We start from the raw sequence: 19267 nt of genomic DNA on the forward strand, positions 1-19267 counted from the left end.
TTAATTACTGGCTTTTTTACGTTAACTAAATACCGGATTTATCAACTTTGCATCAAAGTTCAGAAGTTCTTTTTTAGTAAGGAAATGTCGTTCGGATATTACTCCTCCGAAAAAATTCATCGCAAAAAATAAGTCCTTAAGCTCTTCATCAAAATAAAGATCTGCTCCAAAATACTTGTAATCATGTTTTAAGTACTCCGCTAGGGCTGTTTTTGCCTCTTCGGTTATTAAATTGGCGTACTCATCATCGTTAACGATTGCAATCAAACAATCCTTAAATTTTTTCTCTTCTTTTTTAACCACCACCATCTTTCTTTTGATCATTTCTTTGGATGCTGATGTATGCATAAATCTTGTTGCATTGGCCAGATCTAAATAAGCATTCTCTTGAACAGTAAACTCTTCAGCTACCTGCTTATATTTGATTGAAAGCGATTTAAATGTTGCTTCAGTTTGATTTTCTTTTGCCAAAAACCTGAAATATTCAAAAACCTTTACGTCGAGTAGGGCCAATTGCTCATTTTTTTTACTTATTTCATCCTTCAAATAATCGATCATTGCCCTACAATCAGCCAGCGAATACTTTTTGCCGTCGTAATTAAACGTTTTAACATTGATCACCTGCGAATCTATATTATCTATCGTAGTCAGATCAGCTTCCAATGCCTTCAGCTCATACATTACGCTTAAGTTGGTATCATCAAAAAACTCTTCAACGCTCAATTCAGATGGAATTGTTGGCAGATCAAATACATCTATGTTAAATTGATGATAGGGATTTCTATAATCGAAATAACCATTAAAAATATCTGGATAAGAATTTTGATCATTTTCTTTCAAAAAATCCGCTTCAAAGTCACTAAATTGCTGTACCAATGGTTGCTCTCGGTAAACCGCATGCTGAAATATCTGTGCCGTAAATTTTTCAGCTATTTTTTCCTGATCAACAAGTAGCGAGTTCGCCATCTCATGGTATGGTTTTGCAACAGGAATTCCGAGATCATTTAATCTTTTAATACGCTCATCGGTTTCGGGATGTGAACCATATTGATTGGAAAAGGATATTTTTGATTTGTTAAAGCGGTTGTAATAGCCAATGCTTACCTGCGGAAGTCCATTTTCGAAAGGCAGTTTATTCCTTTTAGCCAAAAAATTCATTACTAAAATCTGTTGCGGAAAAATATTTGCCGAAATAACACACTCATCGATTTTTCTTTCGTAGTAGTTACAGATAATATCCACTGAACGGTTTGCGAGCTGCATGCGCAATAACGAATCAACAAGCGGTTTAGAACCTACGGTTACTGCGGCAACTGCATCGGCATGAAATTCCATTTCGTGTGAAAGTTTGCTATAACTCTCACTTAAAACCTGATAAACACGCACTAGGATCTGCTGCATCAAACCGATTATCTTATCAGAAATTAACACAAAAATACCAATATAAGAACTTGCGCTCGCTATGCCCCGTGTTACTTTATCATAACTTTCATTATCATAAAGCATATCGTAAATAATTTTATTAAACTGGTATACATAAATACCAACCTTCATGCTCCTTTGCGAAAAGTGGCCAAACTCATGGGCCAATATTGCACGCAGTTCATCAGCAGTGGTAGTATTGATCAGCCCAAATCCGATCATCAGGTTTTTGCGCACAGGAAAAAACATGCTCCAAAAGTTCGAATCGTAAAAAACGGCAGCATTAACCTCATTCGATAGGTATACTTTTTTCGGAAAATCTGTTTGTACGCTTAAAACAATTTCATCAATCATTTTAAAGATTTCAGGCTGATCGGCCCTGGTAATTTCCAATAAATGAGACCTGTCCAGCTTATTGCTCTTAAACATAAACTTGACCAGAAAAAATAGGATCATAAAACCAAAACCTATCAAACCGATGCCCAAAATAAAAGTAATGGAAGAGCTGATGTATTCCATCAGCTTTATCCCCAAATAACAGGAAACTGCGGTTAGCGCCAATGTAAATATTATTAATACTATATAGGTAGCAACGAATAAGGTAATGGCTTGTACAGACTTGGCTGCCATCTTCTTGAAATTTTCGGAGGGCTGGAGAGCGTTTTTGTGCATAAAAATATTGTTTGGTCATGCAAGATAACAAAACCTCTAAATGCCTAAAAGGTATTTTAAAAAATTAACAATAAAATTCTTGTGGCAATTGCCACCGTTTATCTAAATGATTCGAAAAATAATTACTACTTTAAACATCAGATACCGAGGCTAATAGTTTATCATTTTCGAGCAAATAATATAAACCTATTTCAATCTTGTAAATCCTGCCAATGGAACAAAAAGATAGCTTAAAAAAAACACTTACCCCTTTTATGCTATGGGGGCTTGGCGTAGGATATGTGATTTCGGGAATGTATTTTGGCTGGAACCTTGGCCTCGAAAAAGGTGGCACCTTGGGCATGGCTATCGCCACAGTGGCCATCATGATCATGTATGTGACCTTTAGTTTCAGTTATGCCGAACTGGCCTGCGCTATACCAAAAGCCGGTGGTGTTTTCGATTATGCGAATGCGGCGCTCGGCAAAAACATCGGTTTTATTGCCGGTATTGCCCAAATGGTCGAATTTATCTTTGCACCACCTGCTATTGCATTTGCCATTGGTGCTTATTTTAATGCTTTCTTTCCTCAGGTACCCATTCTTACCAGTGCAATTGCAGTGTACTTTATCTTTACAGCGCTAAATGTATATGGTGTAAAAGCCGCGGCTTCATTCGAAGTAATTATTACCGTTTTAGCTGTTGGCGAACTGCTGTTATTCTCCGGAATTACGTTACCTAAATTTCATACAGAAAACCTGATCCATAACAATTTCCCAAATGGCTGGAGCGGTGTTTTTGCCGCTATTCCATTTGCCATCTGGTTTTTCCTGGGCATTGAAGGCGTTGCAAATGTGGCAGAGGAAACCAAGAATCCACAGCGCGATATTAGCAAGGGTTTTGGCTGGGGCATATTTACGTTGGTGATATTATGTGTGCTTGTTTTTATCTCCACCGTTGGCATTGGCGGTTGGGAAGCCATCGTATATAAAAACGGAAAGTCGGGCGAAACCTCTGATTCGCCCTTACCGCTTGCCCTTTCGATGATCACAGGCGATAACCACCTGATGTATCATTTACTCATTACAGTTGGCTTATTTGGTCTGGTCGCCTCCTTCCATGGCCTGGTTTTGGCAGCAGGTCGTTCTACTTACGAAATGGGACGGGTGAAAAGCATTCCGGGTTTCCTAGGGAAAATTTCTCCTAAATTTCAAACGCCCGCAAATGCGTTAATTGGCAATATGGTAATTGGTATCATCGCCCTTTTATCGGGCAAAACAGCTGAGATTATTATCATTTCTGTGTTTGGGGCACTAACTTTATACATCATTTCGATGATTTCGGTAATGGTACTGCGGAAAAAGAATCCCGAAATGGCAAGACCTTTCAAAACCCCGGTTTATCCGTTATTCCCCATTATTGCCTTAATTATTTCCTGCGTTTCTTTCATCGCAATGCTGATATATAATCTTAAATTAGGTTTAATTTATTCGGGCATTGTTTTAGGCATATTTCTTCTATATAAAATCTTTAAAAAGGCAGATTAATGAGTACGAGCAAAGAAATTCTGGATTACGTTAAAAATCACCCGGCTGGAAAAGTAAAATTAGCCGTTGCCGATATCGACGGTATTTTAAGAGGAAAATATGTAGCTGCCGAAAAATTCGCATCCCTGGTTGAAGGTCGCCTGGGTTTCTGTGACGTTACCTTTGGTTGGGATGCGGGGGATGTGGCTTACGAAAATGGAAAATATACAGGCTGGCATACCGGCTATCCCGACGCTCAGGTTAAAATCGATCTGTCGACATTCCGGAAAATCCCATGGGAAAATGAAGTACCTTTCTTTTTGGGCGATTTTATTGATGACCAGGATAAGGCAAATTTTGTATGCCCAAGACAGCTGTTAAAAAAAGTAATTACCGAATGTGAAAGTGAAGGATTTTCGCCGCTTTTTGCACAGGAATTTGAGTGGTTTAATTTTTCGGAAACGCCAGAAAGCATCCACGAGAAAGGTTTTGCCAATTTAAAACCCTTAAGTCCGGGCATGTTTGGTTATTCTATTTTAAGGAGTACTTACAAAAATGAATTTATGAGTGATCTGTTCGATCTGCTGAACAAATTCGACATCCCTATTGAAGGTTTGCATACCGAAACCGGTCCAGGGGTTTACGAAGCTGCTATAAAATATGCTCCTGCTTTACAAGCTGCCGATCAAGCGATATTATTTAAAACAGCCGTAAAAGAAATCGCCTATAAACACGGTATCCTCGCTACATTTATGGCCAAAATAAGCGAAAATTTACCGGGATGCAGTGGTCATGTGCACCAAAGTCTGTGGGATGCGGACAAGAAGACAAATTTGTTCTATGATGAAAAAGATGCAGATAAAATGAGCGAAATAATGAAAAATTATATCGCTGGTCAACTGCATTGCCTTCCATACCTTTTACCAATGATAGCCCCTACCATAAACAGTTATAAACGTTTAGTTGAAGGCGCATGGGCACCCACAACAGTAACCTGGGGAATTGATAACCGTACAACGGCATTGCGTGCATTACCTGGAAGCAAAAAGGCTTCGCGTTTAGAAACACGGATAGTAGGTTCCGATACCAATCCATACCTGGCACTTTCGGCCTGTTTGGCTGCTGGAATGTATGGTGTTAAAAATAAATTAAAACTCGAACAACCGGCAACCAAAGGTAATGGATATACCGATTTATCGAACGGCACACTATCGCGTAATTTATTTGAAGCAACGCAAAAGATGAAAAATTCTGACTTAGCCGCAGCATTATTGGGTACAGATTTCGTTGATCATTTTACCATGACCCGCGAATGGGAATGTAAACAATATGCCAAAGTAGTAACCGACTGGGAGCTAAAAAGATATTTAGAAATTATTTAGTAAATCGCTCTAAGAGGCAGTTTAAGAAAAAGAAAGGAAAGTGGTGGATAATAAGTTTAGGCGAATCGTCATTTCGACCGTAGTGGAGAAATCTTTTTAACATAGTTCAAAGATTTCTATCCCGAAAGTTCGGGACTGCGCTCCAGTCGAAATGACGATCGATTTTCTAACCTGTTATTAGTCATTTGATTCAGAAACTTGTTTTTTAGCACCCAATCTTAGATGACTCAGGTGGCTTAGGTGGTAAAAAGATAAAATAAAGCAAGTAAAAGTCTGACCACCTAAGTCACCTTAGAACACCTTAGAACACCTTAGAACACCTTAGCTAACTGTATATAGTTAGGTTTTTAATAAACAGTAAAATAACAACTCACCCTTAGGTGCACTCAGACACCTAAGGTGGTTAAACAAAAGAAAAAACAATTGTCATGATATTTGATAAAATCCATCAGTTTAATTTCCCTACAACGATCCGTTTTGGTGCTGGCGCAGTAAAAGAGTTGCCTGCCTACATCATTAAGAACAATCTAAAGGCACCGTTAATTGTTACCGACGTTACCATTGCACAGCTTCCCTTTTTTAAAAAAATCGTTGAAAATTTAAAGATAAAAGGCATTTCAGTCGAGGTTTTTAACGACATCCATAAAAATCCGGTAAAAAGCGATGTTTACAAAGGCACCGAGGTTTGGGATGCCACTAATCGCGACAGTATTATTGGTATTGGCGGTGGTGCCGCTTTAGATGTTGCCCGTGCAATTGTGTTGCGTGTTAACCACCGCGAAGATTTATTCAAATATGATGATTTAATCGGTGGTGATATTTATGTAACCAATGAGGTTCCGCATTTCATCACCATTCCAACCACATCGGGCACCGGAAGCGAGGTTGGCCGCAGTGCGATTATTGCTGATGACGAAACTCACCAGAAAAAAATTCTGTTCTCGCCAAAATTAATGGCGCAGATCGTATTTGCAGACCCGGAGTTAACGATGGATTTACCGCCCTTTATCACTGCCGCAACAGGTATGGATGCCTTAACGCACAACATGGAAGCTTACCTGGCCAAAAATTTCCATCCCATGTGTGATGGAATAGCATTGGAAGGAATTTCGCTGATCAAAGATTCGCTGGAGCGCGCAACCAACAATCCTGATTTAGAAAGCCGTAGTAAAATGTTAATGGCTTCGATGATGGGAGCCATTGCCTTTCAAAAAGGGTTGGGTGTGGTGCACTCACTGGCTCACCCCCTTTCATCATTGTTAGATACTCATCACGGTTTAGCCAATGCCGTAAATATTCCTTATGGCATGCAGTTTAATATTGCAGGTTTTGAAGACCGTTTTAAAAAGATCGCCAGAACATTGGACCTCAAAGATGAAAATGGCGAAGCTGTTGTAAAATATCTGTTCGATTTGAACACGAAGGTGAATATTCCGCATAAATTGAGTGATATTGGCGTTAAAAATGAACATATCGAAACACTTGCCGATTTAGCCTTTGCAGATTTTGCACATCCAAACAATCCTAAACCGGTAAGCAGAGAAGATTTTAAACAGTTATATCTAAATGCGCTCTAAAGCGATATTAACCACAGATAAAAAGGATAAACACGGATAAAGTCTTTGTATCACTTAAATCAAAAAATTACAATCTAAATCTGTGCTCATCTGTGAAAATCTGTGGCTAAAATATAAAAGACTATGTCTGATAAAATAATAATTGGTGTTACCGACTGTAGTAAATTCGACATCTACCGGGATTGGGTTTTATCCTACAATAAAAATGTAGAGGTAATCCAGCTCGGGTACAAGCTTAACAATTTCGACGAGATCAAAAAATGCGATGGGATTGTTTTAACCGGAGGTGAAGATGTTCATCCTCGTTTTTACAACCAACCTGAATATTATCCTTATTGTTATGAAGATGATATTGACCAAGAACGTGATGAGTTTGAATTTAAGGTTTTAACCTATACCGAAGCCAATTCAATCCCCATTTTGGGCATTTGCCGGGGCATGCAGGTGGGAAATGTGTTTTTTGGCGGAACTTTGATTCCCGATATCCCAACATGGGGAAAATTCGATCATTCCAAAATGCACGATAAATCAGACCGCTATCACGAAATCATCATCAATCCATCCTCATGGCTAAACCAGATTGTGAATACCGATAAAGGCTTAGTAAACAGTAACCACCATCAAAGCACCGATAAAACCGGAAAAGGCTTGGTGGTAAGTGCAATCTCTCCCGATGGCGTTACTGAAGCAATGGAGCGGATGGAACCCGAAGGGAAATCCTTTCTGTTATTTGTACAATGGCATCCCGAAAGGTTAAAAGATCAACAGGGGCCCTTTAGTAAAAATATACACAAGGCTTTTATTAATTCAATTAAGATTAACGGATTATTGGATTTTAAGATTCAAGGCAAATAAATTAACGAAACTTAAATCTGTGTAATCCCTTTAATCCAGAAATCATACAAAAACATGCAGATCATCAACCCAGCAACAGCAGAAATTATTACCAGTTTAGCGGAAGACAATTCATCTACGCTTCAAACCAAATTTGATGCTTTAAAAAAGGCTCAACCTCAATGGGCGAGCAAAACCCTTAGCGAAAGAATTTCTGTTATTATCCAGTTTAGTGATTTACTGGAGATTGAAATAGAAGAACTGGCCGCTGTGCTAACCAGCGAAGTAGGCAAGCCATTGCAACAATCGCGCAATGAAATTAATGGCGCAAGAGCCCGTATCAAATGGATGTTGGCCAATACTGAAAAATACCTGGCAGATGAAGTGATGGTTGATGAGCCAGGCTTAAAAGAAGTAATTAAATATGAACCACTAGGTGTAGTGTGCAATATCTCTGCCTGGAATTATCCTTATCTTGTTGGGTTAAATGTTTTTATTCCGGCCTTATTAAGTGGCAATGCTGTGTTATATAAACCATCAGAATACGCCACTTTAACCGGAATACAGATTGAAAAACTATTAAAAAAAGCAGGGGTACCCGACAATGTTTTTCAAATTGCCGTTGGTGCAAAAGAAACTGGAGCAGCATTATTAGAAATGGACTTTGATGGTTATTTCTTCACCGGCTCCTACAAAACAGGGAAATTGATCTACGAAAAAGTGGCGTCAAAAATGGTTCCCTGCCAATTGGAATTAGGCGGAAAAGATCCATTGTACATAGCTGAAGATGTAACCGATGTTACCTCCGCTGCTATTGGCACAGCCGATGGTGCCTTTTACAATAATGGACAAAGTTGCTGCGCTGTAGAACGTATTTATGTACATGAGAAAAATTACAATGACTATTTGAATGCTTTCGTTACTGAGGTTAAAAGCTGGAAAACCGGCCTTCCCACAACCGATGGTGTGTACATTGGTGCATTAACACGAAAAGAACAGATTTCGGTATTAGAAAATCAGGTTAAAGATGCCTTAAGTAAAGGCGCAAAATTATTAACTGGTGGTAAAGCCATTGAGGGAAAAGGTTATTATTTTGAACCAACCGTTTTAACCGATGTTACTAACGATATGCTGGTGATGCAGGAAGAAAGTTTTGGACCGATTATCGGTATTATGAAGGTGAAAGATGATAATGAGGCCTTAAATATGATGAAAGATACCGCTTATGGATTAACCGCATCGGTTTATACCGCCAGCCAGGCAAAGGCTGAAAAAATATTGGCCCAGTTAGATGCTGGTTCGGGTTATTGGAATTGCTGCGACAGGGTAAGCGCAGCACTGCCCTGGAGCGGAAGAAAGCATTCGGGTATTGGCGCTACCTTATCCCATCAGGGATTAAGAGCCTTTACCAAACCAAAAGCGTATCATTTAAGGGGATAATAAAATGAGAAACGACAGCGATAATCAACTTATTGAAGGCGAAATTGCCGATTATTTATTAACTGATGATGGGATCCTGATTTCTTACAGTAAAAGCATTTTACGTACGGTAGAAAATATTTCGGCCAATGTTGCACTGGTGAAGGAAATCACCAATAACAAGAGGGTTCCATTGTTAATTTACTTAAAAAATTCCCCTGTTCCGGACAAAGAAACACGAAAATTTTCTACAAAGCAGCTACCTCAAATTTATACGGCTATGGCAATGGTTTCGAAACCTGGCTTAGCTCAATTGATTATGAAGATCCTGTTTAAGTTTCAAAACCCTCCTATCCCAATTAAATCATTTACTGATGATGAAAAAGCCAGGGCATGGTTAAGGCAATTTTTGTAAACTAAACTTCAACAGTGTAATTTGCTTTGATCCCGATAACCTTAAAAGAAGAAAACACAATGATCCCCTTAGAAGACATCCGCAAAAACTATGAAAAGTATGATGATACTACAATTCTAAAAATTATTTCAGAGGCTAAAGGGTTACGAAAAGAAGTTGTATCCTTATTGAACGATGAAATCATAAAAAGGAATTTAGGTACAGAATTGATCAAATTTGTAGCAGAGGAAACTAACTTTTACGAGGGAATCGAAAGGACGAACTTAATTAACGAGATCAAGAATTCTGTTTGTACCCATTGTAACAATGAAAACGAATTATATGGCTATACCTTTAATACGATAATATCCTATCTGATTTGGTATAATCATGAACAAAAACTTCAGATCATATGTTCAACATGTGCAAAAAGTTTCCGTTTAAAGAGTATGCTCACCACACTTGCATTAGGCTGGTGGTCGAGGCCAGGGCTTTTTGGTACACCTGCCACACTTATTTCAGATCTCATAGAAATCTTCAGAAAGGAAAAGTACAGCCAGCAGGTAATCGACTATTTCATTCATGAAAATACTGGAAAAATCAGACGTATGGAAAAAGGAAAAGGTACGTTAACAACTCTTATTAAGAAATTTAACAAAAAAAAGGTAGAAGCAGAAGACTAAAATTTGTTATTCAATATTAATAATTAATGCATGATCGCTCCAGATAACAATCAGAAGAATTGGTTAATTAAACAGACCTACTTTGATCGAAAGCCTAAAAATTTATCATTTACGCCACAATCAATACTATTTGGTAGTCAAAAATTATCAGTCCCTACAATAACTGATTTATCTAAAGAAGAGCCGTTAGCATACCGTTTTGGTATTAAATGGATTAGAGGATTTGAATTTATCGTAGGAAGAAAGTATCAATTATTGATTAAGAACAGCGATGGGGAAATGATCAAAATAAGTTTCGGTTCTTATTATGGCATCAATAAAGTCCATTTGTATAATCAATATGCCGAAATATTAAATCAATTATGGGAAAGCTATTTCGATGGGTTAGTAGACCATTATTTAGCACTGTTTAGTCAAAAAACACCATTCATTTTGGCAAATGTGACTTTCGAGGAATCTGGCATCAAAATTAAATCCGCAAAATTTATTAAGGAAGAAGAAAAATCGTTGCTTTGGCCTGATGTAGGCACCAAAAATTACCGCACTTATTTTGCCATCTTTTCAAAACAAAACCCATCAAATATCAATAAAGGATATAGTTATTTAGATGATTGGAATACAGGAGTTTTATACAGTGTTATTGAAACGATATTAAAAGGATTTGAGGCAAAATAGTCTCAAAAAGGAACCAATAAACAACACTATTTATTCTAAAAGATTCTTCACTGCGTTCAGAATGACAAAAACATTTACGTGTCTTCACGAACCACCGTAAACTTAGCTCATCACCTAGCAATACAACCCATTTGTGGTTAAGTCTTCGACTCCGCTCATACTGACGAATATTTAGTTTTGCACATTTCCTTCCACACAAATACCTCCTATTAAAATCTTTTTTAATAAATTGCGGATTATACTTATTCGGTTAACCCGCTTTAATTATTTTAATGAAAAAATTATTCCTGATTATCTCCTGCTGTTTTTTTGCAGCCAATACCTTCGCTCAATCTATTGTTACAGAAACTGAAATCGGCGATTCCGAAAGCGCAGTTGTGCAAACACCCATTGCCATCATCCCCGAGCCTGTATCCTTAATGAAAAAGGCAGGTACTTTTACCTTGCCAGAAAATGTAACCATCCAGACTGTTAAGAGTGGAGAATTAAAACAATCTATCACTTACCTTTCTGATCGGATTAGCATGGCAACAGGTAAATTTGTAAGCACCGTAAGTAATTCAAGTCACCCAACTATTAAACTGATCTTAAACACCCAGGAAGATACTCAACTAGGTAAAGAAGGTTACAGACTAAATGTTAATCCCACTCAGGTTGTAATTACAGCTAACCAGCCTGCAGGGATTTTTTATGGCGTTCAGTCATTGCTTCAACTTTTCCCAGCCGAAATAGAAAGCAAGGAACTGGTAAATGATATTAAATGGAAGGCACCTTGTGTTGATGTGGTAGATTATCCGAAATTAGGATGGAGAGGTTTAATGTTTGATGTAGCCCGTCATTTTTTTACTAAGCAAGAAGTAAAGCAGTTTATTGACGATATGGTCCGTTATAAATTCAATCTGTTGCATTTACATCTCGCAGATGATGAAGGCTGGAGAATCGAAATTAAAGGCTTGCCTAAATTAACCGAAGTAGGTGCATGGAGTGTTAAAAAAACTGGGACTTTTGGCGATTTTACCCCGCCTACTCCTGATGAACCCCGTACTTATGGGGGTTTTTATACACAAGAAGATATTAAAGAACTTGTGCAGTATGCACAGGACCGCTTTGTAAACATATTACCAGAAATCGATGTTCCGGGGCATAGTTTAGCTATTATCGCTTCTTACCCTGAATTATCCTGCACACCCGATGCGGTTAATTATAAAGTACGCTCAGGCGAAAAAATTATGGATTGGAGCCGTGGTGCCCCGCCAACAGCTTTGCTTGATAATACGCTTTGCCCGGCAAACGAGAAAGTTTATGTCTTTTTAGATTCGGTACTTACCCAGGTAGCGAAACTTTTTCCTTTCGAGTACATCCACATGGGTGGCGACGAAGCCCCTCATAATTTCTGGGAAAAGAACGATCAGGTTAAAGCTTTAATGCAACGCGAAGGTTTAAAAACCATTCCTCAGGTGCAGGCCTATTTTGAAAAACGTGTTGAACAAATCGTGATTTCGAAAGGTAAAAAGTTTATGGGTTGGGACGAAATTCTTGAGGGTGGTGTATCGCCAACCGCAGCCGTAATGAGCTGGAGAGGAATGAAATATGGCATCCAGGCAGCTAACGAAAAACACAATGTGGTAATGAGTCCGACTGATTTCGCCTACTTGGATTATATGCAGGCTGACCCCATCACCGAACCTAAAGTTTACGCATCGCTAAGATTAAATAAAGCCTATCAGTTTAACCCGATACCTGCAGGCGTAAATGCGCAATATATTATCGGTGCACAGGCCAACCTTTGGACAGAACAGGTATTTACTTTTCGCCAGGTAGAATATATGCTTTGGCCACGTGCGTTTGCCATTGCAGAATCGATCTGGAGTCCCATTGAAAAGAAAAACTGGACAAATTTTGTTGACCGTACACAACAACACTTCAAACGGTTAGATTTAGCAGAGATTAAATACTCACCTGCTATTTACGATCCGATTTTTACGGTAAAACGCAGTGCTGATAAACAGTTAATGATCGAATTAACTCCAGAAATAGATGGTTTGGATATCTACTATAGCTTCGACAACTCTACTCCTGATCGCTTTTACCCGAAATACACAGCCGCACTACAGGTACCAAAAGATGCCAGTATGTTACGTGTAATTACTTATCGTGGGAAACAACCGATTGGAAGATTGATCAGTATGCCTGTTGCTGACCTGCAGAAAAGAGCAAGATAAAATGACGGGAGAGAAAAGTTTAGCAAAACTGCTAAAAACAATGAAACCAGTGCATAACCCTGGCGAATTTGTATTCTGTAGGGTTGAACATCCAAACACAATAGATATCAACCTGGCGATTTGTTTATTCAAAGAACAAGAAGCAACCACGGTGGTCTTAAAAAAAGAAATTGCAGATCATTTGGGTCTTGAATATACTTTTATCGCTTCTTGGATCACATTAACCGTACACTCTTCTTTAGAAGCCGTAGGTTTAACAGCAGCATTTTCAGTTGCCCTAGCCGAAAAAGGCATAAGCTGCAATGTAATCGCGGGCTATTATCACGACCATATATTTGTGAATGTGAAAGATAACGGGGCAGCGATGAATATTTTAGAACAACTCTCCAAATAATGGGTAAAGAAATAGAACGTAAGTTTTTGATCGATCAGCAAAAGTGGAATAACCTGAGCAAACCGGAAGGAAAACTTTTTAGACAAGGTTATTTACTTACAGACAAAGATAAAACCATACGTGTAAGAGCAACAGCAACCAAAGGCTTTTTAACCATAAAAGGTCAAACGATTGGTGCCACACGGATGGAGTACGAATATGAAATCCCGGGTTGACGAAGCCACAGAATTATTAGATAATTTCTCCTTATCCGAGCTTTCGAAAACACGCTATGAAATTACAGTTAGCGGTAAGGTTTGGGAGATAGATGTATTTTTAGGTGACAATAAAGGCTTAATCGTTGCCGAAATTGAGCTTGAAAGCGAAGACGAGGTTTTCGATTTGCCAGATTGGGTAACCACAGAAGTTACCAAAGAAGAAAAGTATTATAACTCCAATTTAACGGTTAAGCCTTTTAAAGATTGGGTTTAGATTTATAAAGAGACCTTATAGGTTTCGAAAACCTATAAGGTCTAAAATTATTCTATTTAGCCAAGGGCGTTGTTACGCCAGGCTTAATAATACCTTTCAGTTCTACATCAAAAACCAAGGGTGTAAATGGATTAATTGGTCCACCTCCGTTTTCGCCGAAACCCAGTTTCGATGGCAAAATCATTTTAATCTTACCACCAACGCCAATCAGCTGAATTCCCTGAATAACCCCTTGTGGCAATTGGCCTAATGGTAAGCTGCGCGGTACATATTGAACGCTTTCAGAGAAAATTCCAGCCTCTTTTGCAATTTTAGCATTTGAAGTATCAAAAACATTCAATGTTCCATTCGATTTTTTATTGGTAAACTGGCCTGTGTAGTCCATTAATACCGTATCGGTTAAAGTTGCTCTTTCTGAGTTGCCTGGGGCATAAATTACATACTGCAGTCCAGATGGCGCTGTAGTTACCTTTAAATCATTCTCGGCAACGTATTTTGCAATTTTAGCAGGTTCTACTACTTTATTTTTTTCATTTAGTGCTTTGTATTCCGATTCAAAAAAAAGACGTTTCTTCGCTTCGAAAATAGAATCGGGATCTTTCCCTTTATGCAACACTTTCTCAATTTTAATGGTGAAAGAAGCAATATTTGATTTTAATCCTTTTGGTTTAGGCTGACCTGAATATTTCTCCATCGAATCCAGGTTCAACTTAAAAACAGCGCTATCTCCTTCACCAAGCAATTTTAAACCAGAGGCTAAATCGCCTTTAAACATCGATTTGCTAATGGCAAAGAAAGCCGGACGTTCATTATCATAGGTATTTACCATTACCGAATCGGGGTTGGTATTGGTTTCTACCGTTTGAACACCGTTTAACTTTACATAATCGCCATCCTGAATTTTCGGCTTACCATCACTTTTATAGATCTTGTAAGTCATATCTCCTTCACCCTTTTCGAATTTGTTACAGGCAGACAGGCCTAATGCCGCTGCCAAGAGTATAATAGTTCCCTTTTTCATTTAGTTTATTTATTAAAAACAGTTTACAGATCCTATTTCAAAATGCTTACTGTTTTATTAGATCACTACAAAGATAGGTTATAAAAGTTTTTATAAATCTTTGAAACGCTTTATTTCTCGGCCCAGTATCAAAAAAAGATGGGCAAAAAAAGAGGCTCCACTGTATCATAAATATAGAATTGTCATCCTGAGTCTGTCGAAGGACTGTTTAAATATCTCGAAAGGCGTTTCGACAAGCTCAACGTGACAAATTGAATGGAATTACAGCTTATGATACAGCCAAAAAAAAATCCTGCCTAAATAATAAGCAGGATTTTAAAATATCTTAAGAAATTATTTTTTAACTACCGGCGCAGGCATTTGTACTGGAGCTGCTGCAGCTGGTTTTCCTTTGATAATATCTTTGATTTCTAAATCGAAAGCAATTGGACTGAACGGCATGATACCCACTTGTGGTGCGCCTTGCTCGCCGTAACCTAAGTTAGAAGGGATAATCACTTTAATTTTACCACCTTTACCAATTAACTGTAAAGCTTCAGTAAATCCTGGGATTGTACCGCCAACTGGCATTTTTTGCGGGCCGTAAGGTTTACCTGGTTTAAATTCGTTTTCTGCTTTAGCCAGTTTCTCATCACTTGTATCGAAGATTTTGTATTTACCATCTTTACCTTTTTTAGTTACTCTACCAGTATAATCAATTAGTACGGTATCGCCTAAAGCAGGTTTTTCTGCACTACCTGGTTTTTCAATGATGTAGTGTAAACCACTTGCAGTAGTTTTGGTTGCTAATTTAGTATCTTCTAAATAGCTTTTCAATTTTGCAGGTTCAGCAGCTTTTCTTTTTTCTGAAGCAGCTTTGTAATCAGCCTGGAAAAACTCTGTGGCTCTTTTATTAAAGGTAGAATCAGCTTCGCCAGTTTTTTTCTTGAACACTTTTTCAATTTTAACCGTAAAAGTAATGTATTTATCATTTTTAAACTGCTCTGGTTTAGGTTGTTTACTATGAAGTGCCATAGTATCTAAGTTTACTTTAAAAGTAGCGCTATCGCCTTCTCCAAACAATGTTAAAACATCGTTCATATCACCAGCATACATTTTTTTCTGAGCAGGAAATACTGCAGGAGTTTCGCTATCGAAAGTGCTTGATAAAACTGAATCCTTATCGTTTTTCTGGATAAAATTCATTTTAACGATATCGCCTTCTTTGATTTTCTCGTTACCTGCCGAGTGGTGAATGGTATACAATAACCCACCGGCTCCCTTTTTCTCTTTGTTACATGCCGCTAAACCTAAGGTGGCTGCTGCTAGAATAATAATTCCTTTTTTCATTTATTTAATTTTGACTTTTTTAAGTTTATTGTTTTATTTCTTGTGTTTAAGCAATCAATTGTTCTTTGTATTCTGCTAATATCGTTTTAAATTCGTTTACTACATCAGCTAAAGGTTTTTCTGCTGCACCACCTGCCGCATTTCTATGGCCACCGCCATTAAAATACTTTTTACAGATTTCGTTGGCCGGAAAATCGCCTGTAGACCTCACAGATAATTTAACCTTATCCGTACGTTCAACAATTAATGCGGCTAAACGGATACCGTTAATTGATAATGCATAGTTTACCACACCCTCTGTATCACCGGTTGCGCTATGGTATTGTGCCAGTTCTTCTTTTGTAACCGAAATAATGGCGGTATTGTATTCTCTTATTACTTCTAACTTGTTTGACAGGCAATAACCCAAAAAGCGTAAACGATTTTCGCTCGCATTATCGTATACCAGTTGGTGGATTTTCGAATGCTCCGCACCAAGATCTATCAGATCGGCAGCAATACGATAAACGTCGGCTGTTGCTGATGGAAAGCGGAAAGATCCGGAATCCGTCATGATACCAGTATACAAACAAGCGGCAACATCTTTATTGATCCCCGCTTTATCTTCCAATTGGTTAACAATAAAATCGTAAACCAACTGCGCAGCAGCACAGGCATTGATATCCCAATGGCGGTAATCATCAAAATCTTCAGGTTCGAGGTGATGATCGATCATGATCTTTTTAGCACCTGCAGCCCTAACCAATTCGCCTAATTCATTAATGCGGCTAAGGGTATTAAAATCAAGACAAAAAATGAGCGAAGCTTCATCCACTAACCTGGCTGCTTCTTCTTGTTGCTCAGTAAAAATAATTACATCGCCATTATTTGGCATCCAATGCAAAAAAGTTGGGTAATCTGTTGGTGTGATTACCTTAACATGATGGCCTTTTTGAATTAAATATCCATATAAACCAAGAGATGAACCCATCGCATCGCCATCGGGTTTGTGATGCGTAGTGATCACAATTCGTTGTGGCGTAGCCAATAATGTTTTTAATTCAGTTAATGTAAGCATATATTTTTTGCGCTGCAAAGCTAAGTAAATTTAGATTAGGATTAAAGGATTTTAGGATTAGTAAGATCATAGTTTTAAAAGAGATTAAGATTAACAGAATTATGTAGCATAAAAAAAGCTCAATTATCCCTTTAAAGCCTAATGATCGATTACTAACCTCGATTCACAACCGAAGAACAATGTTTATTGCTTATTCATCAATTAAAACGTATTTTTGCAAAAAATTTGATATCAAAAGCACAATGAGCACTAACAGAACTTTTACCATGATCAAGCCAGATGCAGTAGTAAACGGCCATATCGGATCAATCATTAACGACATTACTAATGCTGGTTTCAAAATCATTGCATTAAAATATACTAAACTTACAGCCGAAACTGCAGGTCAGTTCTATGCTGTTCACGCTGAGCGTCCTTTTTATAAAGATTTAGTAAGTTTTATGTCTTCGGGACCTATTGTTGCTGCTATTTTAGAAAAAGACAACGCAGTTGAAGATTTCAGAAAATTGATCGGCGCTACTAACCCGGCTGAAGCTGCAGAAGGCACCATCCGTCAGAAATATGCAAAATCAATCGATGCAAACGCTGTTCACGGTTCAGATTCTGACGAGAATGCAGAAATTGAAGGTAACTTCTTCTTCAAAGCAGACGAACGTTTCTAATTCTCCACACAAAAAATTTACAATAAAGCCCCGAATATTCGGGGTTTTATTGTTTTATCTATTTTGTATCTTTCGGGCTTTAAATATTATCCATCATTAAACCTGTTGGAATTAATTACACCATAAAATAATCAATGAAGAGAATTTTCTTAGCGGTATGTCTATCCGGTATCGCTGTTGCATCTTATGCACAAACCAAAACGGCAAAGAAACCTGTTGCCAAAAAATCGACCACAGCCACTAAAACATCAACTCTTGCATCTGCTGGTTTAAAATCTACGTTAGATTCTACCAGTTATGCTTTTGGTACCTCAATCGGTGCCGGCTTAAAAACAACTGGCCTTTCTACCTTAAATTACGAAGTATTGTTAAAAGGCTTGAAAGATGCATTTACCGGCGGCAAGGTTGTGTTAACCCAGCAGCAGGCCCAACAGTGTATAAATGAAGCATTAGCAAAGGCATCATCGGTAAAAAACAAAGCTGAAACAGAAGCAAATAAAATTAAATACGCACCAATTATGAAAGAAGGACAAGATTTCTTAGAACAGAACAAAAAACGTGCAGGTGTACAAACAACTGCAAGCGGTTTACAGTATGAAGTTTTAACCGCTGGTACTGGCGTTAAACCGTTGGCAACCGATTCGGTACTGGTTCATTATAAAGGAACATTATTAAACGGAAAACAATTTGACAGCTCTTACGATAGAGGTGAACCGATTTCTTTTCCTTTAAACCAGGTAATTAAAGGCTGGACAGAAGGTGTACAGTTAATGCCTGCTGGTTCAAAATATAAATTCTTTATTCCTTACAACCTGGCTTATGGCGAACGTGGCGCAGGACAGGACATTCCTCCTTATAGCACGTTAATCTTCGAGGTTGAGTTGTTAAAAGTGAACGGGAAATAAGATTTGTGCAGTCAGATGTTACCATCTGACTGTTAATGCAAATAATATTGTGAGATAATTACTTCTTTTAGAAAAAGAAGTAGAGATCGTGTCAGATCGTAACATTTGACACCACTACGAAATACCTGCTTATTTATTGAGCAGGTATTTTTTTTTTGGAAAACAACGTTCAATGCGATGTGGCAACTGTAGTCCCGCCACCGCTTATAGTCCTCGCTACGCTGCGGGCTATGCCGCTTTGTCGGGTTTATTAGAGAACGGGCTGTAGCCTTAAAAGGGTAGTCAGATGTTACCACGATGAAGATGCTGGAACAAGTTCAGCAGGACGAATCTTGGTATTTACCAAAACTTTCTTCAGTATTCAATGTTAGCTATTACAAATTAACATGAATATGAAAAGAGCATTCCCTTTAGTACTGATCGCATTTTTATGCACTACCTTAAGCAGTTGTGAACTAGTAGAAGGTATATTTAAAGCCGGCGTTTGGGTTGGCGTTATTGTAGTTGTAGTAGTGGTTGCACTGCTGATCTGGATTTTATCGAAGATATTTGGCGGAGGGAGAAGTTAGTTTGGAATTGGGGGGGTTAGTCCTGAGTCCGAAGTCTACAGCTCTTAGTCGGGAGTTTGGATCCCTATTAAAAT

At 38.2% G+C, this 19267-nt stretch carries 19 protein-coding genes; 15 read left to right on the forward strand and 4 right to left on the reverse strand.

What is annotated here, in order from left to right; genetic code table 11:
• Positions 1–21 precede the first annotated feature (21 nt).
• Positions 22–2052, reverse strand: a complete 2031-nt coding sequence (locus QF042_RS24255; protein ID WP_307532728.1) for a M48 family metallopeptidase — start codon at positions 2050–2052, stop codon at positions 22–24.
• Between the two features lie 254 nt (positions 2053–2306).
• Between QF042_RS24255 and eat the strand changes: the two genes are divergently transcribed.
• The 12 genes from eat (at position 2307) to QF042_RS24315 (ending at position 13650) form a co-directional block, all read left to right on the forward strand.
• Positions 2307–3620, forward strand: coding sequence for an ethanolamine permease (gene eat, locus QF042_RS24260; RefSeq protein WP_307532729.1), 1314 nt, complete (start codon positions 2307–2309; stop codon positions 3618–3620).
• Entirely contained in the window at positions 3620–4981 is a 1362-nt protein-coding gene (locus QF042_RS24265; RefSeq protein ID WP_307532730.1) for a glutamine synthetase family protein, read from the forward strand. Before eat ends, QF042_RS24265 begins: the two co-directional genes overlap by 1 nt.
• Positions 4982–5409: 428 nt before the next feature.
• Positions 5410–6558, forward strand: coding sequence for an iron-containing alcohol dehydrogenase (locus QF042_RS24270; RefSeq protein WP_307532731.1), 1149 nt, complete (start codon positions 5410–5412; stop codon positions 6556–6558).
• Positions 6559–6681: 123 nt separating this feature from the next.
• Positions 6682–7413 carry a gamma-glutamyl-gamma-aminobutyrate hydrolase family protein gene (locus QF042_RS24275; protein ID WP_307532732.1) on the forward strand — a complete coding sequence of 244 codons (732 nt, stop codon included), beginning with the start codon at positions 6682–6684 and terminating at the stop codon, positions 7411–7413.
• Positions 7414–7467: 54 nt separating this feature from the next.
• Complete coding sequence (locus tag QF042_RS24280; protein WP_307532733.1) at positions 7468–8832, forward strand: aldehyde dehydrogenase family protein; 1365 nt, start codon at positions 7468–7470, stop codon at positions 8830–8832.
• 4 nt (positions 8833–8836) lie between these two features.
• Positions 8837–9226, forward strand: a complete 390-nt coding sequence (locus QF042_RS24285; RefSeq protein ID WP_307532734.1) for an STAS/SEC14 domain-containing protein — start codon at positions 8837–8839, stop codon at positions 9224–9226.
• 59 nt (positions 9227–9285) lie between these two features.
• Entirely contained in the window at positions 9286–9888 is a 603-nt protein-coding gene (locus QF042_RS24290; RefSeq protein WP_307532735.1) for a hypothetical protein, read from the forward strand.
• Between the two features lie 30 nt (positions 9889–9918).
• Positions 9919–10563 carry a hypothetical protein gene (locus QF042_RS24295; protein ID WP_307532736.1) on the forward strand — a complete coding sequence of 215 codons (645 nt, stop codon included), beginning with the start codon at positions 9919–9921 and terminating at the stop codon, positions 10561–10563.
• Positions 10564–10835: 272 nt separating this feature from the next.
• Positions 10836–12785, forward strand: coding sequence for a beta-N-acetylhexosaminidase (locus QF042_RS24300; protein WP_307532737.1), 1950 nt, complete (start codon positions 10836–10838; stop codon positions 12783–12785).
• Position 12786: 1 nt separating this feature from the next.
• The gene (locus QF042_RS24305; protein ID WP_307532738.1) at positions 12787–13179 is read left to right on the forward strand and encodes an ACT domain-containing protein; all 393 of its coding nucleotides are present in this window, start codon (positions 12787–12789) and stop codon (positions 13177–13179) included.
• Positions 13179–13394: a CYTH domain-containing protein gene (locus QF042_RS24310; protein WP_307532739.1), complete on the forward strand. Its 216-nt coding sequence runs from the start codon at positions 13179–13181 to the stop codon at positions 13392–13394. Before QF042_RS24305 ends, QF042_RS24310 begins: the two co-directional genes overlap by 1 nt.
• The gene (locus QF042_RS24315; protein ID WP_307532740.1) at positions 13378–13650 is read left to right on the forward strand and encodes a hypothetical protein; all 273 of its coding nucleotides are present in this window, start codon (positions 13378–13380) and stop codon (positions 13648–13650) included. The genes QF042_RS24310 and QF042_RS24315 overlap by 17 nt, the downstream gene beginning before the upstream one ends.
• Before the next feature lie 52 nt (positions 13651–13702).
• Here the strand turns inward: QF042_RS24315 and QF042_RS24320 are convergent, their stop codons facing one another.
• From QF042_RS24320 to QF042_RS24330, 3 genes are all read right to left on the reverse strand, one after another.
• A complete protein-coding gene (locus QF042_RS24320; RefSeq protein ID WP_307532741.1) occupies positions 13703–14671 on the reverse strand; it encodes an FKBP-type peptidyl-prolyl cis-trans isomerase in 969 nt (322 codons plus the stop codon).
• A gap of 333 nt (positions 14672–15004) precedes the next feature.
• The gene (locus tag QF042_RS24325) at positions 15005–16000 is read right to left on the reverse strand and encodes an FKBP-type peptidyl-prolyl cis-trans isomerase (protein ID WP_307532742.1); all 996 of its coding nucleotides are present in this window, start codon (positions 15998–16000) and stop codon (positions 15005–15007) included.
• Positions 16001–16046: 46 nt separating this feature from the next.
• Entirely contained in the window at positions 16047–17057 is a 1011-nt protein-coding gene (locus tag QF042_RS24330; protein ID WP_307532743.1) for a bifunctional oligoribonuclease/PAP phosphatase NrnA, read from the reverse strand.
• A gap of 242 nt (positions 17058–17299) precedes the next feature.
• Here QF042_RS24330 and QF042_RS24335 point away from each other — a divergent pair, with 242 nt between their 5' ends.
• From QF042_RS24335 to QF042_RS24345, 3 genes are all read left to right on the forward strand, one after another.
• On the forward strand, positions 17300–17719 hold the full coding sequence (locus tag QF042_RS24335; protein WP_307532744.1) for a nucleoside-diphosphate kinase: 420 nt from the start codon (positions 17300–17302) through the stop codon (positions 17717–17719).
• Positions 17720–17853: 134 nt separating this feature from the next.
• Complete coding sequence (locus QF042_RS24340; protein ID WP_307532745.1) at positions 17854–18624, forward strand: FKBP-type peptidyl-prolyl cis-trans isomerase; 771 nt, start codon at positions 17854–17856, stop codon at positions 18622–18624.
• Positions 18625–19016: 392 nt separating this feature from the next.
• Positions 19017–19193, forward strand: a complete 177-nt coding sequence (locus QF042_RS24345) for a hypothetical protein (RefSeq protein WP_307532746.1) — start codon at positions 19017–19019, stop codon at positions 19191–19193.
• The last annotated feature ends 74 nt before the right edge of the window (positions 19194–19267 follow it).

The organism is Pedobacter sp. W3I1, from assembly GCF_030816015.1.
Lineage (GTDB): Bacteria > Bacteroidota > Bacteroidia > Sphingobacteriales > Sphingobacteriaceae > Pedobacter.